This window comes from Chitinibacter sp. FCG-7 (assembly GCF_040047665.1).
GTDB classification, from domain to species: domain Bacteria; phylum Pseudomonadota; class Gammaproteobacteria; order Burkholderiales; family Chitinibacteraceae; genus Chitinibacter; species Chitinibacter mangrovi.
Genome location: NZ_CP157355.1, coordinates 3,191,084 through 3,212,079, shown reverse-complemented (window position 1 = coordinate 3,212,079; position 20,996 = coordinate 3,191,084). Strand labels below are relative to the sequence as shown.

Sequence of the window (20,996 nt, the reverse complement as noted above, 5' to 3'; positions counted from 1 at the left end):
CGATATTTTTCAGGAAACTCAGGCGACTTTATTGAGCAAATAAGCGCAGGAAGTCACACCCAATGCGATAGGCAAGATGAAATCAAAGACAAACCTCGCTAAAAGCACCCATTTTGATTTCTGATAAAACCAACTTATTGTCGGCAATGAATGGTAAAAATTGTCGTGTGCAACTTGATCATCCTCAGTCCAACTGTCCAGATACGACTGCACATGCTCTAAATAATCTTGATATTTTTTCCGAAGAATGAATGCGTCTGCAGTTGCAACGACCACAAAACCAATGAGGAAGTAAGCGACTAGAACGGCCATGATTTTCAAGAAATTCGCCTGATCAACCAGACTGAACTCAATGCCAAGCGAAGATATTTTCGTTGGCACCAAACCAGTGAGCGCAACAACCAACCCAAAAAAAGATGAAATCAGTAGATTCTTTCGTTCGCTTTTAGCGCTATCACTCAGTGGATCGACAAGAAAGGGCTCTGGAGTTGGTTTAGTCATTCATCACCTTTTGTGAAATACTTTCGAAAAAATAGGCATTCGGCGATTCAGAAAGTAAATTCAACGGTCACGACCTTTGATTTAAACTTGTGAATTTTTTGCACAAGTTGCCTTAGGTTTCATCGCCTCATCATAGATGTGTCATGTATCTGCGTGTAGGCATTGATAAAAAAAGGCATTTATGAACATACCCATCAAATAAAATTCACAGGATTCAATTCGTTCTTCTGCAAGGACGAATGACCGCCGAACGCATCAGGCTACTTAGGTTTACGCTGGCGAATTGGCTGGTTTACCGAAGACGGAACTACACTTTCTGCACCCGCGACATCGCTGACAATCCGGTACGCCCACAGAATAGAAATTAGGGATGCCTTTAGCACGATTATTGGCCTGTGCTTTATGGGTGGCGGCATTGCCAATGCGCTGCATTTCCAGCGCGCGCTGGTAGGCGCTGGGCTTGAGGTTAGATTTAGTGCTCATGGGTTTGCTCCAAACTGGCAGTGAATTCGTTAAGTTCTGTGATATCCGTTACTTCGTAATCGTCGCTCTGACCGAGCGCAATCAAAGTAAAGCCTTCGCCGGTATTGCTAAAGAGCTGCCAGTCATCCGCCAAATGGCGGAAGGTATGCCAGAACTGGTTGCGCGCACGGTCAAAACGGCGAATGACATCTTCATCGGGCACATGATGCCCACCATTGGCTACTCGTTCGCGGATACGGGCAATCGATAAATCTGGCGAATCCAGCGTGACAAAAACAAGACTGATTTGATAGCCAAACGTTTTCGCTTGCAATAGGTGTTTATCCAAGCCTTTACCCGCGAGTGTGGACTCAATCACCAAGGATTCACCCGCCTGCAACGCCGCTTTTAAGCGGCGAACGAATTGCTTTCCCGCTTCGACCCGCACGCTAAATGGGTCGTTCGGGGCTAACTCGGCGGCGATGGCATCGGCACCTAGATAACGCAGCTGGTACAAAGCGACATATTCATCGGCAAAAGTCGATTTACCACTACCATTGGGGCCACCAACGACGACAAGCTGCTTTGATGGCTGTTCAGACATCGAATGCACTCCCAATTTCCTTTAGTACAACGCCACTTTCAGACCAAACAGCAATGTGCAAAACTTGCACATTGCTCTGATCGGTTATAGCCGAGAACCCCCATTGGGCAGTTCGTGCATTTATTGCACGAACTGAGTTGCAAAGGCCGCCTTTCATTATTCGATCCGCGCCCGTTGACCTGCATTCACGATGCCAAGCAACTCGCTACGCAATTTGGCGAGATAGGCTTCCACATCGGCTTCGCTTTCCAGATAGAGTTTGCTACCAGCAAAGTTTGCTGCTTTGACGGTTTTGCTCGGTTTAATCAGGGCATAAACTGGCGCAGCTGAGTCGGCCACCGTTTGAACTACAGCAGCAACTGGTGTTGGCTTCCCACCGTCAACCAATACAGGTTGCGGTGCTGGCTTGGGTGTCTGCGCTGGCGCAGGTTTGATTGCTGCTAGCTTGGCTTGATATTCGGCCAATACATCCATTGCGATATCAAGAAGATTGCCCGCTTGATTTTGCAGGTAAAAAATTTGCGGAATGCTGGTTTCATTCTCGACAGTTTGGCGAAGCTGCTGCAGCTTGCTCAGTGCTTTGTTGCTCAGCTCTGGCGGCGCGGCAAGCTGATCGAGGCCGCTGGTGACTTCGGCGATTTTCTTGTCGATCTGCTGCAGCGCATGGCTACGTTTTTCGGCAGCCAGCGCTTCGTTGACTTGCTCGACGATGCCAAGCAGTGTTTCAATTTTGCTGATTTGTTTGTACGGGCGCGGGTTGCTCTGCAAACCTTCTAGTTCACGTAAGGCGGGCGCAGCTTTTGTGTCGTCCAACAGCTTGTCGCGATTGTCTTTGAGGGCTTGCAAGCTGCTCAGCATACGGCGCCAAGTGATGATCTGGCCTTTGCTGGTGTCGTAAAAGCCAGCCAAATCTTGGCGATCTTCTTCGGCATCGAGCCAGTCATCACTGGATTTGAGTAAGGACTCAATAAACGCGGCGCTATCGCTGATAGCGGTTTGTTTTTTGATCAGTGCCTGAATAGTTTCGATGTCAGCTTTGCCGGGGTAATTGGCTTGATTGGCTAACGAGTGATAGCCCGCTAGTTGCTCTTGCCAGCCACGCCATTGCTGGCGATATTCGACAACCAATTTATCTTCGTCTTCATTACCTAGGCCAGCAAACAGGTCTTTGAAAAGATCACGCGCTTTTTTCAGCTCGACTGCGCCGGTTTTTTTGCGTTTCAGAATGGTGACTTGTTTGAAGCGTGCGGCTTTGGTCAACGGATCTAAAGCATCGCTGGCGCTCAATGCGCCGCCATTCATCATCAGCGTGATTTCTCCGGCCATAAACAAGCGCGCCACCAGGTGAACGATTTCCCAATCGGGCTTCCAGCCAAAGGGAATACGGCTGAAATAGGCAACGGTGTCTTCCAGCGTAACGCCGCCCATGCCGGTTTTGAGGTGCAAGAAGTCTCCTACTTCTTTGAGCGCTAGTGCGTTTGGCACGTCATCGCCAGTCAGGAAGCTAGTTTGCAGCGTGCTAGCAGCAGTTAATACGGCGCGGATTTCTTCAAATGGATTGCCGCTGGGTTTGAGGTAACTCAGCTTGTTATAGGTGTTGGACACCAAGTAATTGATCGCTTCGTCGAGTACCGATGAGGCCGAGCTGACTTTCAGTTCGACCAATTCGCCCACCACGTACAGTTTGGCGGCAGCAAGCAGATTGCTCATTTGCAGGCGCAAGCGATCTTCGCGCTCGCGGTTTTCATCCTTGATAAAGGTGAGGATTTTTTTACCGGCTTGGCTGGCGTTGTCGTATTTGCTGGCGATGTACTGATCGACTTTCAAATAGGCGAGCAATTCTTCATACAAACGCTCACCCGCATCGAGTTTCAAAATCGCGCGTGGCGAGCTGGCGGTGACCATGCTGCATTTCTGATCGGTGTAAGCGCCAAATTCGTCGTGTAGCTCGGTGATGATTTCAAGGCTGAGCTCATGGCTGGATTGCTTATAGGGCTTGCCGTCGAGCAGACGGTTGAATTCGTAATCGCCTTTGCTATCACGGTGGCGCACTTTGCTGGCAGATTTGAATACGTCTTCAAACACTAGGCTCGCCAATTTGCGCGTTTGTTCATCGGCTGAAATGGTTTCGTGGCCGATCTCGCGCGCGATATCTTGCTCTTCGTGGGTGAGGAACATCCAATCGTCGCCGTTACGATTCACCAGATTTTCTTTTTCGAGGCGAGCAAGGCTTTCCTGAATTTGGCGCTTGAGCGCGAGCTTATCGGCATCGATCTCATCAACGCACAAGGTCGCTAGATTATCGACCGTGCCTTTGACGATTTCGGGGATGTACTTAATCAGGAACAGCGTTTTGAGCAGCTTAATATCGAAGGCTTGGAACAAGCCCCCAATCTCGGCTTCTGCTTTGTCCATCGAGTGCTTGATGGTGGTGTCGAGGAAGCTTTCAATTGAAGGATAAAATTCGTATAAGGGCACCATGCAATCGATGCTTTCGTCGATTACATCTTTGGATGTTGCTGCCGTTTGGAAGGCATCGAGCAAAGAGCGTTCACCTTTGGATAGGTGCTTGCCCGTTGCGCCGTGACGACGAATCGCTTCAAAGATTTTCGAGAGTAAAGTGAACTGATACGGCGCGAATGGGTAGTATTTGACGTATTCAGCGGCATCTTTGTAGCTGCGCAGCGTAATCCCTTCGGAGCTAAAGGCGAGCTGATTGTTGATGATGTCGCCTTTGGCGGCAAACACATCGCGCAGCTCGTTGTGTGCTTCTTCAGTCTTGGCCAATAGACGCGCACCGATGACGTCATCGGTATTGGAGCTAGCCAGTGACAAACGCGTATGAAAGCGCCCCTGAATTTTGGAGAAGTCTTGTGATTTGGCTTTATTGGCTTCGCCTAGCGCCGCATCAATGTCTTCCTGACTGGTCACGACGACCCAAGATTGACCATTGCATAGCGTGCCAAGTTGCTCGGTAATCGTTTGTAAATTGAGCATCAACTGCGTGTTGTCGCCAATAAACTGCCCCACTTCGTCGACCAAGAAGACCACTCGATGGTTTTTAGGCTTGGTTTTGAGGTATTCATTCACCAACTCGGCAAAACTTTCGATGTTGATGCGGTAGGTCTCGCGCGCATTATCAAACCAAGCGGCTGCAGAGTCTTCACTCATCCCCAAGGCAACTGAAAGCGCGTTCACCACGTCATCACGCAGAAAGTCGACCGCATCGCGCTCGTTTTCCCAGCTGCTGCCATTGCTGGCCGCAAATGCTGTTTTAAAGGCCTCGTATGCGCCCTTGCCAGTCAGGTAACGCTCCATGTGCGCGATGTGTGGTGCATCGCCTGAAAGCCCGAGTTTTTCGTTAAAGACGCGCAGGAAGACCTGCAAGATCACATCACGATCTGATTTGCTATCAGCTTTAGCATCGATGTTGAATAGAATGACGTCTGTCGAAAACTGCGCAGCACGCTGGAAATCCGCCCGCAGCATCGAATCGGGCACTTTATGCTCATCAAAGAAATCAACGGCGCGTTTACGCTGGCCAGTGCTTGAGTCCTGTGCTTCGATGTTTTCCAGCAAGTAGGACAAAATTTTGATGAAGTGGGATTTACCTGAGCCAAAAAATCCAGACACCCATGCGCCCATCCGTGAGGCAATCACCGCATCATTCGGGCGATCATAGCCCGCAAGGTAGGTATCAAAAAAACGCCGGAAATATTCGTTTAACTGATTGGTGACCACGTACTCATCGAGCTCTTGCCAGATGCTATCGAGATCACGCTGATCCGCTTTAATGACCCCATTGATAGGGCGAGCAATGTCTTTTTTGAACAGTTGACGAATATTCACAGCAAGGCTCCTGCCTAAATTTGTAGGTATGCTTATTTCAGCAATTGGAATGCACGGTAATACGGGGCATTGGCATCATTTCTATCCGTAGACAGACCAAACAATCGCAACGAAGCACCGTCGTATTTACCGGGGTAAAACACCACCAGCGGCGTGTCTTTCATATAGGCATGCAAACCATTGAGCAGTGTATGCACGCGCACCATTGGATAGGCTGCACCAACGCCCGTCATCAGCAGCACATCGAGCTGACTGACATCGATTTTGTCGGTGAGATACTTGGCGAGCTTGTCTTCTTTTAAGACCGAGCGTAGCCCTGGTAGCGCGGCATTGTTGCCTTTGCTCGCCTGCATCTCGATTACTTTGTCATGCAGATTGCGATCTTTCAGTAGCTCGATGACGAGCTCGAACAGATTCACCGTATGCGTACGCAATCCATGTGGCGGTTTGGCCAGCGCGGGCTCGATTGCTGTTTTGATAAAGTCGCGAACGATCTCTTCTTGATCTGCCGGATAGTCAAAAACATGAAAGCCGATTTCATTACCGAGGCCCTTGTTATTCAAAAACTCAGGCGAGGTAATGCGCGGCACAATCAGGTTTAATCGCTCATGAAGCGTCATGTATTTACTTTCAATCATTGTTTGTGTTCCATAGCTTCACGGGCGTAGTGATCTTTGTGATTGGCGAGGTAGGCGCGCACTCGCGGGTGCAATAATGGAGGCGTCATTTTGAGCGAGCGGCCAGATTCTAAATAGGCCGCTTCGGTGAGAATGCGTAAGATCACCTGCAACATTTTGGCGCGGGTGTTTGCCGTCCAATTTTGCACTGTTGGGTCGCGCTGTTCACATTCATGCAGAAATACATCCCAATCACGAATGTTGAGTGTGCTCTCAAGACGGCGCAGCTGGCCTCGATATACATCAATTAAAAAATCGCCCAAGAGCCGACTTTGTCGAATTGTCGCGAGTAGCAATATTTGCGTGCAGACTTCAAGACCTTCATTGGCAACAGAGCTCAATCCCCTCGCCATCCAGCAACTCTAAGCGCGACCGAATTAAACGCGCTTGGCGAATAGCGGTCGCTGGGTTATTTTTTTGCAAAATATTGTCAAGCTTGATGGCTTGACTCCAAGCTGCGTCATCTGGTTTTTGCAGTAGCAACTCGGCTATGCGGCGGCTTTCGTTGATCATCAACAGAACCAGCGGTGAGTTGGGCGTTGTACATACTCATGACCCCGCCTTCGCAACATAGCCAGGGGCCAGACTGGCGCTTTCAACGCCGTACAGAACAAGGTGATCTTTGAGCCATAAACGATACTCAGGGCCACGCAAAGAATGATCTGGCGAGCAATCCACACTCCAGCGGCGCAATGTATAACCCGCCGTTGCTGCTCGCAAATTCATCCGCAACACACCCGCCGTCAAGCCATAGTCCAGCGCCGTTATTTCAGGGCGCGGTTGGTCAGGATGAGGGATTAGTTCAAGCTCAACGATACGAGTCCATTGGATGTCTTGCGTATTGAGTTCATGCGAAGCAACTGGCGCACCTTTCATCACTTGCGCACGGGTAATGCGTGTAATCACAAAATCACGAAACTCCGAACTCTTGCGATCAAAAGCACGAACATGCCAGCGCAAGCCATTATCAATCAGCGCAAATGGCACGATTTCACGACGACTACGCCCGCTGGATATGGAGTGGTATTCAATTGAAAGAGGTGACTTTGAATGAATTGCCCGTGTTACTGCTGCCAGTATGGCGAGCTGAGGCTGGCTAATATTCACCGGGAAATCTGCAGGAATCCAAGCATTCAGCGCAGATGGCTCACCATCGCCGAAACCTTGAGTGAGGCACGCCAGCACACGTTCAGGATAATTTTCAAACAGTGGCACAAAACTATCGAGCAAAACATAGGCTTTGGCTTTGGTGTCGTAGTCAATGTTGCTCGCCGCAAGCTCTTTATACAGGGCGAAATCCCGAGACGCGGCAGCCGTCTGAATACCGAAACGTGACACTAAATCCTGCCGACGCAACTCCCCCATGAACTGCAGTCGCAGCTCAATAAAAGCGAGGCGATCTCGCTGGGTTTGGGAAAAGGTAAGAAGGCGTTCGGGCGTGTGCATTTCATTCTTTGAAAGGTGAATGATGCCAGTTTATGCGAATCGTGAACCGATGTCCATGGTTATCAAAAAGATAACAACATCAAAAAATCACACCAGAACCACAAAAGAGCAACCTGTGCATAAGCTGTTAATATCCTGTGTATAAAAAGCCAAAATCTGGCATTTTTACAAAAAAAGAAAGAATTAAATTACACACAGACTATCTGTTTGATTTCAAATATAAAATTAAAATCACAAAAAGTTATTCACGCATAAACGCTCAGATTTAAGATCGAGAAATAGACTACAACCACATGATTTATATAAGAAAAATCAACAAATCTACCGAGTACCAAGTAGTTAAATCTTTACAACTATATAAAACAACAATAAAGGGCACGGACTCTTGATTAAAAAACAGTCAACCCAATGAAAACTCTGCTGACCACACAGCAAAAAAATTCACCGAAATTTTGACATGCTTTTTTTTGAACGAACGACGATGATGTGATCATCTTGTCAAAAGGGATAAAAATGGCCACGCAAACAGACCCTCAGCGCAACATCAACATTGCCGAACTGATACAAAAACAGCCAATTTTAATTGATAAAAAACAGTTACTTAGGCTAAGACCACTCTCGGCCAGAACAATTTTTGAGCTTGAAAAACAAGGGCAATTTCCTCGGCGATTTTTTATTACATCCCGCAGAGTTGCATGGGATTTGAATGAAATTAATGACTGGGTCAACTCGAAAAAACACACCAATATGAGCAATAAAGATGCTTGATTCAAAAAATGAAAATAGACTTTCTTCTTTCTTTTTCGAAACAGCAGAAAAATATGCAAGACTCAAAATAGAAACAACAACGCCACAGAATGAAAAATTCATCTCGATAATTGAATTCAAAGACATCCATGGCATTCACCTGATGGACATCAATCCACATCAAAATCTATTAACCAGCATAATAAGAACAAGCCCAGATAAATTCTACGATCAATTTATTGATTACTTGAAACCACAAGAAATTATCAATGGGAACATCTCCCCGACCAATATGCTATTTAGTTACAACAATAAAAATGAATTCATTAAAACCTTAAAAAAACTATCCCTAACATGCTTTAGCATCGAAAGCGAATGGGGGCTGTATGGCTTTATAATTGCAGCCCATGCAAAAACAACAGTTAACAATAAAATCCATTCACAGAGCCGCGATAAAATCTTTACCTAGTCCAAGCATCAATCATATCCGCCCATTTTTGCAACATTTCGCGTCTTTGAGTGCCATATTCTGCTTTGTTATAAACCGCCCTCACACCACGCTGTTCATGAGCCAGGCATTTTTCAATCCAATCGGTATTGAACCCCGCCTCATGTAGCATCGTTGAAGCGGTTCTTCTTAAATCATGAACTGTGAATTTTTCCAACGGCTTTCCATCTTTTTGTGCAGCACGATAAGCCAAAGTAGTCACCTGATTAAGCGTTGCCTTGGACATTTGCAAATCGGGATCGTACCGAGATGGAAGTACATAACGAGAGCCGCCCGCACAGGTTTTGAGAGCAATAAAAATTTCCAATGCTTGATTTGATAGATAAACAACGTGAGGTTTTCTGCGTTTCATACGGACAGCAGGAATTGTCCATGTTGCATTTGAAAAATCTATTTCATCCCAAACAGCATCCGTAAGTTCTGATTTGCGCACCATAGTAAGCAATATTAATTTCACGGCCAGCCGAATCGTTGGTGCGGTCGAGACTCGATCCAAATACTGATACAAAAGCCCAATTTCTTCTTCACTAAGCGACCGATCACGCGCCTCGAAACGAGCGATAGAGACGGGCCGAACGAGGTCTGCAGGATTTTCGTAGCGGTGTCCACGTTCAATCGCATAGCGATAAACCATACTGACGATTTCACGAACATGCACCGCTGATGCGGGTGCACCGCGAGCAACGATACCATCACACAAGCCGCGCAGGTCCTCATGCGAAATTTCATCCAACTTCAACTTGCCAAAAACGGCCTTCAAATCACGCTCAAAGATAGACTTACGCATATCCCGAGTCGAATCAGCCATCTGGTAGTTTTTAAGCCATAACTCGGCCCATTGACCAAAACTCTCGGCGTCGCTTGCCTTTTTTTTCTCACGCGCCTTTTGCCGGGCTGGTGATTTGCCGATATTCAGATTCTTTTTGGCTTCTATCAGCTTGTCGCGCGCGGCTGAAAGCGTTAATCCATCTGCGCCATAGCAACCCAAGACTAAGGTTTCTTGCCGATTGTTAATTCGGTAGTTGTAGCGAAAAGAAATGGTGCCAGTCTTCAAGACAGTCACGTACAGGCCATCACGATCACTGACTTTGTAGGCTTTTTCAGCCGGTTTCAAACTGCGCAACTTCGTGTCTGTCAGCATAAAAAACCTCGTCTTGATACCATCATTCAAAACATCGAAAAAATGTGCTTCTTTTACATTATTTTCAATGACTTAGCACAAACCAATACCATCATCACTACAAAATAAAATGATGGTATCACTACTGTACTCATGGTACGAGGTTAGTGCAATACCATGACGAATACCATGGAAAAGTTTTGCTTCACACAGCTTACCGCTGCCAGCCACTGCCAGACAAAATAAAAAAAGCCCTGTAAAAACAGGGCTTTTTTGTATTATTTCACCAACAGCTGCATATCGCTGCCAGACGTAAAATCACTCCCACTCAATCGTCGCAGGTGGTTTGCCTGACACATCGTAAACCACGCGGTTGATGCCGCGTACTTCGTTGATGATGCGGTTGGAGACTTTACCGAGCAAGTCGTATGGCAGTTCGGCCCATTTGGCGGTCATAAAGTCGCTGGTGACGACGGCGCGCAGTGCCACTACATAGTCGTAGGTGCGGCCATCGCCCATGACGCCGACTGATTTAACCGGCAGGAAGACGACAAAAGCTTGGCTGGTTTTGGCGTACCAACCCGCGGCGCGCAGCTCTTCGATGAAAATTGCATCGGCCAAGCGCAGCAAGTCGGCGTATTCTTTTTTCACTTCGCCAAGGATACGCACGCCCAGACCCGGGCCTGGGAATGGGTGGCGATAAACGAGTTCTGGCGCTAAACCGAGCGCGATGCCCAATTCGCGCACTTCGTCTTTGAACAATTCGCGCAGTGGTTCGAGCAGGCTTAATTTCATCGTTTCTGGCAAGCCGCCCACATTGTGGTGGCTCTTGATCGCGTGCGCTTTGCCGGTTTTGGCACCTGCCGACTCGATCACGTCCGGATAAATCGTGCCCTGCGCCAGCCATTTGGCGCTTGGCAATTTGGCTGATTCGGCTTGGAATACTTCGACGAATTCACGGCCAATGATTTTGCGTTTGGCTTCTGGATCAGTGACGCCAGCCAAGTGGCCCATGAACTGCTCAGTCGCATCAACGTGAATCACGCGCACGCCCAAATGCTCGGCGAAGGTTTCCATCACTTGCTTGCCTTCATTCAGACGCAGCAAGCCGTTGTCGACAAATACGCAAGTGAGTTGATCGCCAATCGCACGGTGAATCAGCGCCGCAGCCACCGATGAATCCACACCACCCGACAAACCCAAAATCACTTCATCGCTACCGACTTGCTCGCGGATTGTGGCCACGGCTTGGTCGATGTAGTTGGGCATGGTCCAGCTTGGGGTTGCGCCACAAATATCGAGCACGAAATGATTGATCATTTCGCGGCCTTTAATCGTGTGCGTCACCTCAGGATGGTATTGCACTGCGTAGAAATTACGCTGCACATCGGCCATTGCTGCAATCGGGCAAGATGCATTGCTGGCAATCACTTCAAAGCCAGCTGGCATTGCAGTGACTTTGTCGCCGTGGCTCATCCATACTTCCAGGCATACTTTGTCGCCATGAACACGGTCTGACAGGCCTTTAAAGAGTGGATTGTTGTTATTGACTTCAATTTCGGCAAAGCCGAATTCGCGCACTTTGCCAGCTTCAACTTTGCCGCCCAAGCTTTGCGCCATCCATTGCATGCCGTAGCAAATGCCCATCACCGGGATGCCCAGCTCAAACAAGGCTGGGTCAGCTTGGTAATCGGACTCGTACACCGAGTTTGGGCCGCCGGACAAGATAATGCCCTTGGGGTTAAATTCTTTGATGAAGTCGAGCGACACGTCGAACGAGTGCAGTTCACAGTAAACATGCGCTTCACGCACGCGGCGGGCGATCAGCTGCGTCACTTGCGAGCCGAAATCAAGAATCAGAATCTTATCCATACCGTATGTAATCCAGTGGGTTGGCGGTAAAACGCGACATTTTACCGCGCTATTGCCACTGAGGCGAGCGGGAACATGCCAGCGGCGCTTCCTCGCCATAAGTAACAAGGGTATAGCCATGCAGACCAATATAATAAAGCGCTACAGAGCGATACCCCATAAATCATCAATTTTCGATCAGGCCTTGCATTAAGGCATCCAGCGCTGGCAGTGCTTTGGCCGCCTCCGGATGATTGACGATGGCAACCAGCGCCCATTGATTGCCACGACGATCTTTCACATAGCCGGCCGAGGCGCGCACATCACGCAGCGAGCCGGTTTTGATGTGCGCCATCCCGGCCAGCGCAGGCGTGCTCAGACGTTTTTTCATCGTGCCATCAATGCCAACGAGCGGCAGCGAGCTGATGTATTCAGCGGCATACGGGCTGCGCCAAGCACTAGCGAGCAATTGCGCCAGATGACGGGCGCTGATTTGCTCTTTGCGCGACAAGCCGGAGCCGTTTTCCAGCACCAGCTCAGGCCAGCTAAACCCGGCCTCGCGCAGGCCATTACGAATCACGGTGGCGGCAGCGTCATCCGTGGTCGGCTGAGATTGCCCCAGCTCCGCCCCCAGGGTCAGATAGAGCTGGCGGGCCATCAGATTATTGCTGTATTTATTGATGTCGCGAATATTGCTCACCATATCGGGCGATTTTGACGTGGCGAGCTTGATGGCGTTAGCCGGTGTAATGCCATCCACCGAGCGTCCCGAGCCTTTGCCACCATTCTGATACCAGATCGACCAGAACAATGCTGCGGTGTAGGTGCGTGGATTGAGCACTGGTACATAGCGCTCAACTTTGCAGCCAGCCGGCATTTCGCCAACGTACTGCACCAGATATTCCGAGCCATTTTGCCCTGGCCGCTGCTGCACACGGCGCGCCCAGGCCGAGCACTGCCCTTCGCTGGCAATCGCCAGCTGGTTACTCACCCGCACCGGATTCAGCGGTGGCTCGGCGGTAATGCTAACGCGTGCGCCCGTGGAATCGATCGTGATTTTCTGAGTGCGAAAATTACTCATCAGCGCGTGCGGCTCGACCATAAAGGCACGCTCGGTATCGCCATCATCGTCATACTCGGCAATGGTATTACTGCGTTTGAAGTAGGACTCGTCCAGCACCAGATCGCCCTGAATATCTTCCACACCAGCGGCCTTGAGATCTCGGACCAGGAGCCACATTCGCTCCTGCGTCAGTTTGGGATCGCCCTTGCCCTGCAGGTACAAATCCGTCGCGAGCACACCGTTATTCGGCTTGGCCGTGCTGAGCAGATCAGTTTGCCATTGCCAGGCCGGGCCAAGCAGATGCAGACCAGCCCAAGTGGTGACTAATTTCATGGTGGATGCCGGATTGCGCGGCACATCGGCCAGATGATCGTAAACCTGAGACTGGCGCGAAGTGGTTTTTTTTGTGGCAGCGGGCTGCCCGGCCGGCGTTTCGTGCAATGGAATCATCGCAACGCTGATCGCGTCAGCCGGAATGCCTGCCGCCTGCAAGCTTTGCGCCACTTTGGCGGGCAATTGCGCTTGCGCCAACGCGCAGGAAAATAACAGCCCACCCAACACAGGCCACTGAATGCGTAACAGTTTCATAAGTGCACTTTCCCCGACTCAGAAATTATTGCTTGGCGGCCTGGCGCGCTTTCCACGCCATATGCGCCACCCGGTGTTCGTTCATCTGCTCGGCATAATCATCAAATATGCACGGCACGCAACCGCTGGTGCAGCAGGCCTCCAGCGGTGGCTCAATCGGTGCTTGCGGCTCCGGGTCTACCTGTGCAGCATCATCAATGTGTTGCACCTCAGTGAGGATTGCCGCGCAGGGCTGCTGTTTTTCATCCATTTTGATCACCTAAATTTGTCTACCCATGTGGGCGCAATTCAACTCAGAGCAATTGCGAATCTGATAGAATCGCGCCATGGCCTATCAAGTTCTCGCGCGCAAATGGCGCCCTAAAACATTCGCCCAACTCGTTGGGCAAGAGCATGTGATTAAAGCATTGGCAAATGCGTTTGCCAGCGAACGCCTTCACCATGCCTACCTGCTCACTGGCACTCGCGGCGTGGGTAAAACCACCATCGCGCGCATTATGGCCAAGGCGCTCAATTGCGAAACCGGCATTACAGCCGAGCCGTGCGGCATTTGCTCGGCGTGCACGCAAATCGATGCGGGCCGCTTTGTCGACCTGCTTGAAATCGACGCGGCATCCAATACCGGTATCGACAATATCCGCGAAGTCTTGGACAACGCGCAATATTCACCCACCGCTGGCCGGTTCAAAGTGTACATCATCGACGAGGTACACATGCTGTCCAAATCAGCATTCAATGCGATGCTGAAAACCTTGGAAGAGCCGCCTAGCCACGTTAAATTTATCCTCGCCACGACCGATCCGCAAAAAGTACCGATCACGGTACTCAGCCGTTGCCTGCAGTTCTCCTTGCGCCAGATGACGCCACAGCAAGTTACTGGCCATTTGCATAAAGTGCTGGAAGCCGAGCAAGTCAAATTTGAGCCACTGGCACTCAATCTGCTTGGCCACGCCGCCAATGGTTCGATGCGCGATGCATTGTCGCTCCTTGATCAAGCCATTGCGCACGGTGCAGGTCAGGTGGAAGAAGCAGGCGTGCGCGCGATGCTCGGCGCGGTCGATCAAAGCTATTTATTCGATTTACTCGACGCGCTCGCCGCGCACGATGGCCCGCGTCTGCTACAAACGACCGACGCAATTGCTTTGCGCGGCCTGTCGTATGAGGCGGCTCTGCATGAGCTGGCCAATGTCTTGCACCAAGTTGCACTGACGCAAGCCGTGCCAAACGCGCTAGCTGATGACCTGCCACAGCGCGGCCAAATTGTCGCCGCAGCGCAGGCGCTCAGCCCCGAAGACACTCAGCTGTATTACCAAATCGCGCTGCATGGTCGCCGCGATTTGCCTTTAGCCCCCGATGAATACGCTGGCTTTACGATGACGCTGCTGCGGATGCTGGCCTTTGCTCCTGCGAAGCCGGAGCAAATCATTCGAACTGTCACTACGGCGATTCCGGTGCAAGTTACCGGAGCAGTGTCTCCGGCCAAGCCAGCACAAACAGTGAGCACGACGGCACCAGCGCAAGCTGAACAAATCAACGCAGCACCCGCTACTCCAACTCCCCTCGCAGAGGTCAACCCGCCGGGAAAGTCTGAGCAGATCCGCGTGGAAAGTCCTGCTGTAATTGAGCCAGTGAAACCAATCGAAACACCAGCAACTCGAGTAGCCGCGACTATAGCGCCAATAAATCCGTCGCAAGCCGCTCCACGCCCAAATGATGATTTAGAGCCACCGCCTTGGCACACGGAAGCCGCCGAGGCGATGCATCAGAGCTTGGCTGAACCGGCTGCACAGTACGTTTCTGAACCCGCCCCGACAGCACCGCAGACGGAATTTGCGCCAACTCCCGCAACGAACAGCGAGCCCAAATCAGCGGAACCATTTAATGGCGACTGGCGTGGCCTCGTGGTGCAGCTCAAACTCGGTGCTGCAGGTATGCTGGCGCAGAACGCAGAATTACTGGGCTACAGCGATATACACTTCGATTTGCAAGTCGCCGAAGAGCATCGCGCAGTCGCCACACGTGATTATCAAGACAAATTACGCAGCGCCTTATCCGAATACTTTGGGCGCGACATCACGGTTAACGTCAATATCGGCACAATTGCTGGCGAGACGCCGGCGATTATGCTGGTACGCGAAAATGCCGCCCGACAAGAAGTGGCGGTGGCGGCGATTCAGAACGATCCATTCATTCAAACCTTGGTACGCGATATGGGCGGCAGCATCGACGCCGCGTCGATCAAGCCCTTGTAAGCGGCCACTTATTTACTTTAAAGAGGAAGCACTATGTTCAATAAAGGCGGTTTGGGCGGCTTGATGAAGCAAGCTCAGCAAATGCAAGAAAACATGAAAAAAGCCCAGGACGAGCTGGCCAATGTAGAAGTCGAAGGCCAATCGGGTGCTGGCATGGTGAAAATCACCATGACCTGCGCCAATGTGGTCAAACGCGTCGCGATCGACGATAGCCTGTTGTCGGACGACAAAGACATGCTGGAAGACCTGATCGCGGCGGCATTTAACGACGCGCTGCGTAAAGCAGAAAGCACGAGCCAAGAGAAAATGGGTGCGTTGACAGCGGGCCTGCCGTTGCCGCCTGGCATGAAGCTACCCTTCTAATTCCGAGGTCTGCGCGAACTGCTAATGTACGTGCAAAGCCCTACGCATACTGCAGTCGGGCGGTGCTCGAAATCCTCATGGACTTCAGTCCACTCCGGTTTCTGTGCTCCGTCCTCCTACACTCTGCGTGGGCTCACCACTCGGAAAGCTGCATTAGATACACCACCTAGTATCAGCATGCAGACCAATTCTGAATTATCCTCCAAGGCAATACCCCATGAGCACGCCACGTTCGCTACATAATCTGATCGAAGCTCTGCGCGTTTTGCCCGGCGTTGGCCCCAAATCAGCGACGCGAATGGCGTTTCATCTGGTGCAACGCGATCAGGATGGCGCAGGCCGCTTGGCGCAATCGCTGGTTGAGGCACTGGGTACGCTGAAACATTGCCGCCATTGCAATACCTTTACCGAAGCCGATGTCTGCGATATTTGCTCGGATGAGCAGCGCAATCATGCCCTGCTCTGCGTCGTCGAAATGCCGACCGATTTGATGTCGATCGAACACACGCGCAGTTTTGAAGGACTGTATTTTGTGTTAATGGGGCGCCTCTCGCCGCTGGATGGCATTGGCCCGAAAGACATCGCGCTCAATCAACTCCTCCAACGTGCTAGCGACGGGATTGTCGAAGAAGTCGTACTGGCGACCAATTTCACCACCGAGGGCGAAGCCACCGCGCATTATCTGGCCGAAATGCTGCGCGCACGGGGCTTGAAAGTCAGCCGCATTGCCCGCGGCCTGCCAGTGGGCGGCGAGCTGGAACACGTCGATCCGGGCACGTTGGCTCAGGCGCTGATCGAACGACGCGGCCTATAAGAGCGCTGAAAAAATCACTCGCCAGCGATCTGTAGCGGCGGCAAACCATGACGCGCTCGGGCGCGGTTACAGGCCTCACTGAAGACGCCGATTTCAGCCAGCGCGCCAAATTCGCGACATGGCGACGGGCGTTCGCGATAAATACCACACGAAACCTGCTGGCCAATGGTGCCCACCAGCGCCAGACAACGCGGCTGGGCATAATCGGTGCCACGCAGGCGTGCGGTGTAGGCCGTTTCCATATCAGCCAGACCATCAGGCACCAGCCCACCTTCGCTGGATAATTCGGAGCGATCAAACGAGACACGAAATGCGGCGCAGCACGCGCCACAGCTCATGCAGGGGTTTTCCAGGCTCATGTGCTCACCTTTGCAGTAAAATATCGGGCGAATTCAATCCAAAACACAGAGCCTGGTCAAGTGTCATCTCCGCTGATCCGCAACATCGCCCCCACCGATCTGCCGCACATTCTGCACATCCAGTCGGCCTGCTATCCCGCCGACTTGCTCGAAGATGCCGTAACCTTTGCCGCCAAATTGCAGTTTGCACCCCATTGCAACTGGCTGATTGAAATGCATGGCCAGCCGCTGGGCTATCTGTTTACCCATCCGTGGGCGGGCGATACACCGCCCGCGCTCAATCGCGGTGACGCGGCCTGGCCTGCGCAAGCGGATCGTTTTTATTTGCACGATCTGGCGATTGATCCGGCCGGACGCGGCCTGCAGCTGGGCATCACGCTGGCCCAGCACGCGCTGGATTGGGGCACAGCGGCGGGTTTTCCAGTTGCGATGCTGGTGGCCGTAGGTCAAGCCGACATATTCTGGCGCAAGCTGGGCTTTACAGCCACTGCGGTACAGGACGCTGCGCTGGCGCAATATGGCAATGCTTTGTTAATGCAGAAAAAGCTCTAAATCAATACAGGCCTGGGTATTGCCACACAAGCCAATTCCAATCTAATGCACCGACATATACCCAACAAGCAGCGCCAGTTGATGTGCTGCCAAGGCCATCACCAGCAAGCCGCAAGATCGACGAAACCAGATTTTTTTCAGCAAAGTTTGCAGCTTGTGCGCCATCAAACCCATCAGCAAGAGGTTAGGTAAAGTGCCCAGACCAAAGGCCAGCATGATGCCCGCCCCGTTAATCGGATTGGCGCTGGCCAGTGCTGACAGGCTGGCCGTGTAAACCAAACCACAGGGTATCCAGCCCCAGAGCAAACCAATCAAGGGTGTCTGCCAGATACTCCTGATGGGTAATAACTTGCGCATCAGCGGCTGAATCCGTCGCCAGAGTGGCTGACCCAGTGCTTCAATCCGCGTCAGCGCCTTGCTCCAGCCTGCAATATACAAACCCAGAATAAATAGCAGCACATTGGCGGCAAAAAATAGCCCGACTTTAACGCTTTGCAAGGCTGCCAGCGTGGCAAAGCTAGCCAGAGCGCCCAGTAAAGCCCCAATCAGCGCATAACCGGCCAAACGGCCCAGATTAAAACCCAGCAGATACGGCCAACGCGCTCCGGCGGGCAGCTGCAGACTGAATGCGGTGACAATGCCGCCACACATACCAGCGCAATGGCCGCCACCGAGCAAACCGGCCAGAAACAGCGCCAGCAAATTGATTTCAAGCATGAAGAGATTCGCGCCACCGCAGCGACGCGCCAGAGGAAAATCAGATCAGCCGAGAATACCTTGCCTGCGTGGTTTTTGTCCGCAGATACTGGTCAAAAATCATCGCAATAGAACGAATCAGCATCCGGCCCTTGGCGGTGACAAACAGGCCATCGGTCTCGATAGTCAGCAAACCATCAGCAACCAACGGCTGCAGCAGCGTCAGCTCCTGGGCAAAATAATCAAAAAAGTCGATCATATAGCTGACTTCAATCGCCTGATAATACAGCTCGAATTGGCACATCAGCGCCTGAATCACGGCGCGGCGAATCACATCATCCCGATTCATCTGCAAGCCGCGCACCACCGGAAACTCGCCCGCATCGAGCTTGGCGTAATACTCATCCAGCGTTTTGACGTTCTGATGGTAATTGGCACCGACCTTGCCAATGGACGACACGCCAAAGGCAAGCAAATCACAGTCCGCGTGCGTTGAATAACCCTGAAAATTGCGCTGCAGCCGCCCTCGGCGCTGTGCGACGGCCAGATCATCGTTGGGCAGCGCAAAATGATCCATGCCGATCAGCACATAGCCAGCGTCCAGCAGTTGGCTGATCGAATTTTGCAGAATATCGAGTTTAACTTCAGCCGCAGGCAAATCAGCCTCGTTGATCCGGCGTTGCGGCATAAAACGCTCGGGCAGATGCGCATAGTTGTAGAGCGCAATACGATCCGGGCGCAAGCTGAGCACCCGTTCTATCGTCTCGGCCACAGTGGCAGCGGTTTGCTTGGGCAAGCCATAAATCAGATCGACACTGACCGATTTAAAGCCGTGCATGCGCGCCGCCTCGATCACCGAGCGGGTTTCCTCCTCGCTCTGAATCCGGTTCACGGCCTCTTGCACCGCAGGATTGAAATCCTGAATCCCGACGCTCATGCGGTTAAAACCCAAGCCAGCCAGCGTGCGGATCATCGATTCGCCCACTTTGCGCGGGTCGATTTCGATTGAATACTCGCCGCCCGGCAGCAAATCAAAATGCGTTCTGACCACCCCGATCAGCCGGGCAAGTTGCACTTCGGACAAAAAAGTTGGCGTACCGCCGCCAAAATGCAGCTGGCTAACCCTGGAGCGCTGCGGCAGCTGGGCGGCATTCATCTCGATTTCGCGGTTGAGGTAGTCGATATAGACATCGGCCTTGCTCGTGTCTTTTGTAATGATTTTGTTACAGCCACAGTAGTAACATATGGTATTGCAGAAAGGGATGTGAAAATAAAGAGACAGTGGGCTAAGCAAAGCGCCGGGCAGGCGCTGCTGCAAAATCTGTGCGTACTGCTCGCTACTGACCACTTCAGTAAAGCGGTCTGCCGTGGGGTAAGAGGTATAACGCGGGCCCTTGCCATCGTAACGAACAATCAGCTCGCGATCGAATTCAACCCCACCGAGACCCTGTATTAATTCCTTGCCCATTGTGTATTCTGCCTTGATTGTTGCGCTGTTTTTTTATTGCTTCGGGCTATCCCGAGATGCTTTGCCGCGGCCTTACGTGACAGACTGTGCCAAGCGACTTTGTCTTCATGCTGGCTTGACCAAGCAGAGCGCCGCTGAAATGATTGCCACAAAATCACGCCGGAGCGGGTGCAAACTCAAGCTAGCTGGCGCAGCTTAAAAGCTAGTACAATGATTGAGCTTGATCCATATCAAGTTCCTTGCACTGACAGTGGGGTATCTACCTCTTCGGAGAGGTACAATACTTACCCTGCCTGTTTTAACTATCATCTTGTGAGAGTCCCATGATTTCCCCGATCCAAGTTCGCGACATGTCACCACGCCATCTGCGCAATTCATGCACCAACTGCAGCTTGCGTGAACTCTGTCTGCCTTTGGGTCTGTCGCCGGAGGAAATGCAGGAGCTGGATGGCATCATCACACAGGCCCGCCCGGTCAAACGCGGCGAGGCGCTGTATCGTGCAGGTGAGCCATTCCGTTCGCTCTACGCTATCCGCTTGGGCTTTTTCAAAGCCAGCGTGATTTCGGAAGATGGCCGCGAGCAAGTGACCGGCTTCCATATGTCGGGCGAATTGATGGGCATGGATGCGATCAGCACGGATGTGCATACTTGCGACGCGATTGCGCTGGAAGACAGTGAAGTCTGCGAGCTACCATTTAATGATATTGAAGAACTGTCACGCGAAATCCCGCTGCTGCAACGCCACTTCCATAAAGTGATGAGCCGCGAAATCGTTCGCGATCATGGCGTGATGCTATTACTGGGCAATATGAAAGCCGAAGAGCGTCTGGCGGCATTTTTGCTTAATCTGTCGCAACGCTTTGCCATTCGAGGCTATTCGTCCAGCAGCTTTCATTTGCGCATGACTCGCGAAGAAATCGGTAGCTATCTGGGCTTGAAGCTGGAAACGGTGAGCCGCACCTTGTCCAAATTCCAGGATCAGGGCTTTATCAAGGTACAAAACCGCCTGATCGAGCTGGAGAACATCGACAGCTTGAAAAAACTACTCAATACCTGCCACGACGAGTAATTTACC

20 protein-coding genes and 1 pseudogene are annotated in these 20,996 nt (G+C 51.4%); 7 read left to right on the top strand and 14 right to left on the bottom strand.

All coding sequences use genetic code 11. From position 1 onward, the window contains the following. Nucleotides 1–18: 18 nt before the first annotated feature. From ABHF33_RS15160 to ABHF33_RS17045, 7 genes and pseudogenes are all read right to left on the bottom strand, one after another. Entirely contained in the window at nucleotides 19–501 is a 483-nt protein-coding gene (locus tag ABHF33_RS15160) for a hypothetical protein (protein ID WP_348944731.1), read from the bottom strand. Between the two features lie 472 nt (nucleotides 502–973). Next, nucleotides 974–1,567, bottom strand: a complete 594-nt coding sequence (locus tag ABHF33_RS15155; protein ID WP_348944730.1) for an AAA family ATPase — start codon at nucleotides 1,565–1,567, stop codon at nucleotides 974–976. 156 nt (nucleotides 1,568–1,723) lie between these two features. Continuing rightward, the gene (brxC, locus tag ABHF33_RS15150) at nucleotides 1,724–5,416 is read right to left on the bottom strand and encodes a BREX system P-loop protein BrxC (protein ID WP_348944729.1); all 3,693 of its coding nucleotides are present in this window, start codon (nucleotides 5,414–5,416) and stop codon (nucleotides 1,724–1,726) included. A gap of 32 nt (nucleotides 5,417–5,448) precedes the next feature. Next, the gene (locus ABHF33_RS15145; protein WP_348944728.1) at nucleotides 5,449–6,054 is read right to left on the bottom strand and encodes a DUF1788 domain-containing protein; all 606 of its coding nucleotides are present in this window, start codon (nucleotides 6,052–6,054) and stop codon (nucleotides 5,449–5,451) included. After that, nucleotides 6,051–6,434, bottom strand: coding sequence for a DUF1819 family protein (locus ABHF33_RS15140; protein ID WP_348944727.1), 384 nt, complete (start codon nucleotides 6,432–6,434; stop codon nucleotides 6,051–6,053). Before ABHF33_RS15140 ends, ABHF33_RS15145 begins: the two co-directional genes overlap by 4 nt. Beyond that, entirely contained in the window at nucleotides 6,415–6,606 is a 192-nt protein-coding gene (locus tag ABHF33_RS15135) for a BrxA family protein (protein WP_348944726.1), read from the bottom strand. Before ABHF33_RS15135 ends, ABHF33_RS15140 begins: the two co-directional genes overlap by 20 nt. Nucleotides 6,607–7,023: 417 nt before the next feature. Beyond that, nucleotides 7,024–7,458 (bottom strand): annotated as a pseudogene (locus ABHF33_RS17045) (WYL domain-containing protein); the annotation flags it as partial. 594 nt (nucleotides 7,459–8,052) lie between these two features. On the opposite strand from ABHF33_RS17045, the gene ABHF33_RS15125 reads away from it, so the two are divergent. Next, nucleotides 8,053–8,307, top strand: coding sequence for a helix-turn-helix transcriptional regulator (locus tag ABHF33_RS15125; protein ID WP_348944724.1), 255 nt, complete (start codon nucleotides 8,053–8,055; stop codon nucleotides 8,305–8,307). Next, a complete protein-coding gene (locus tag ABHF33_RS15120) occupies nucleotides 8,300–8,755 on the top strand; it encodes a hypothetical protein (RefSeq protein WP_348944723.1) in 456 nt (151 codons plus the stop codon). The genes ABHF33_RS15125 and ABHF33_RS15120 overlap by 8 nt, the downstream gene beginning before the upstream one ends. On the opposite strand, the gene ABHF33_RS15115 is transcribed toward ABHF33_RS15120, so the two are convergent. The 4 genes from ABHF33_RS15115 to ABHF33_RS15100 all read right to left on the bottom strand — a co-directional run bounded on the left by ABHF33_RS15115 (nucleotide 8,748) and on the right by ABHF33_RS15100 (nucleotide 13,666). Continuing rightward, nucleotides 8,748–9,935, bottom strand: coding sequence for a tyrosine-type recombinase/integrase (locus ABHF33_RS15115; protein WP_348944722.1), 1,188 nt, complete (start codon nucleotides 9,933–9,935; stop codon nucleotides 8,748–8,750). The two genes, ABHF33_RS15120 and ABHF33_RS15115, sit on opposite strands and share 8 nt — an antisense overlap. A 297-nt stretch (nucleotides 9,936–10,232) precedes the next feature. Next, nucleotides 10,233–11,786 (bottom strand): glutamine-hydrolyzing GMP synthase, encoded by a 1,554-nt coding sequence (gene guaA, locus ABHF33_RS15110; protein ID WP_348944721.1) that lies wholly within the window; start codon nucleotides 11,784–11,786, stop codon nucleotides 10,233–10,235. Between the two features lie 166 nt (nucleotides 11,787–11,952). Then, nucleotides 11,953–13,416: a D-alanyl-D-alanine carboxypeptidase/D-alanyl-D-alanine endopeptidase gene (dacB, locus tag ABHF33_RS15105; protein WP_348944720.1), complete on the bottom strand. Its 1,464-nt coding sequence runs from the start codon at nucleotides 13,414–13,416 to the stop codon at nucleotides 11,953–11,955. A 25-nt stretch (nucleotides 13,417–13,441) separates the two neighbouring features. Continuing rightward, nucleotides 13,442–13,666, bottom strand: coding sequence for an oxidoreductase-like domain-containing protein (locus ABHF33_RS15100; protein WP_348944719.1), 225 nt, complete (start codon nucleotides 13,664–13,666; stop codon nucleotides 13,442–13,444). A 76-nt stretch (nucleotides 13,667–13,742) separates the two neighbouring features. Between ABHF33_RS15100 and dnaX the strand changes: the two genes are divergently transcribed. From dnaX to recR, 3 genes are all read left to right on the top strand, one after another. Further along, complete coding sequence (gene dnaX, locus ABHF33_RS15095; protein WP_348944718.1) at nucleotides 13,743–15,668, top strand: DNA polymerase III subunit gamma/tau; 1,926 nt, start codon at nucleotides 13,743–13,745, stop codon at nucleotides 15,666–15,668. Nucleotides 15,669–15,701: 33 nt separating this feature from the next. Next, nucleotides 15,702–16,031 (top strand): YbaB/EbfC family nucleoid-associated protein, encoded by a 330-nt coding sequence (locus ABHF33_RS15090; protein ID WP_157669605.1) that lies wholly within the window; start codon nucleotides 15,702–15,704, stop codon nucleotides 16,029–16,031. A 217-nt stretch (nucleotides 16,032–16,248) separates the two neighbouring features. Next, entirely contained in the window at nucleotides 16,249–16,845 is a 597-nt protein-coding gene (recR, locus tag ABHF33_RS15085) for a recombination mediator RecR (RefSeq protein WP_180306675.1), read from the top strand. A gap of 14 nt (nucleotides 16,846–16,859) precedes the next feature. Here the strand turns inward: recR and ABHF33_RS15080 are convergent, their stop codons facing one another. Continuing rightward, complete coding sequence (locus ABHF33_RS15080) at nucleotides 16,860–17,204, bottom strand: YkgJ family cysteine cluster protein (protein WP_348944717.1); 345 nt, start codon at nucleotides 17,202–17,204, stop codon at nucleotides 16,860–16,862. A gap of 60 nt (nucleotides 17,205–17,264) precedes the next feature. Here ABHF33_RS15080 and ABHF33_RS15075 point away from each other — a divergent pair, with 60 nt between their 5' ends. Next, complete coding sequence (locus ABHF33_RS15075; RefSeq protein WP_348944716.1) at nucleotides 17,265–17,756, top strand: GNAT family N-acetyltransferase; 492 nt, start codon at nucleotides 17,265–17,267, stop codon at nucleotides 17,754–17,756. Nucleotides 17,757–17,798: 42 nt separating this feature from the next. Here ABHF33_RS15075 and ABHF33_RS15070 read toward each other — a convergent pair whose 3' ends face one another. Together ABHF33_RS15070 and hemN are read right to left on the bottom strand one after the other, a co-directional pair. Then, nucleotides 17,799–18,473, bottom strand: a complete 675-nt coding sequence (locus ABHF33_RS15070) for a sulfite exporter TauE/SafE family protein (RefSeq protein ID WP_348944715.1) — start codon at nucleotides 18,471–18,473, stop codon at nucleotides 17,799–17,801. A 40-nt stretch (nucleotides 18,474–18,513) separates the two neighbouring features. Next, the gene (hemN, locus tag ABHF33_RS15065; RefSeq protein WP_348944714.1) at nucleotides 18,514–19,920 is read right to left on the bottom strand and encodes an oxygen-independent coproporphyrinogen III oxidase; all 1,407 of its coding nucleotides are present in this window, start codon (nucleotides 19,918–19,920) and stop codon (nucleotides 18,514–18,516) included. A gap of 323 nt (nucleotides 19,921–20,243) precedes the next feature. Between hemN and fnr the strand changes: the two genes are divergently transcribed. Next, nucleotides 20,244–20,990 (top strand): fumarate/nitrate reduction transcriptional regulator Fnr, encoded by a 747-nt coding sequence (fnr, locus tag ABHF33_RS15060; protein WP_348944713.1) that lies wholly within the window; start codon nucleotides 20,244–20,246, stop codon nucleotides 20,988–20,990. The last annotated feature ends 6 nt before the right edge of the window (nucleotides 20,991–20,996 follow it).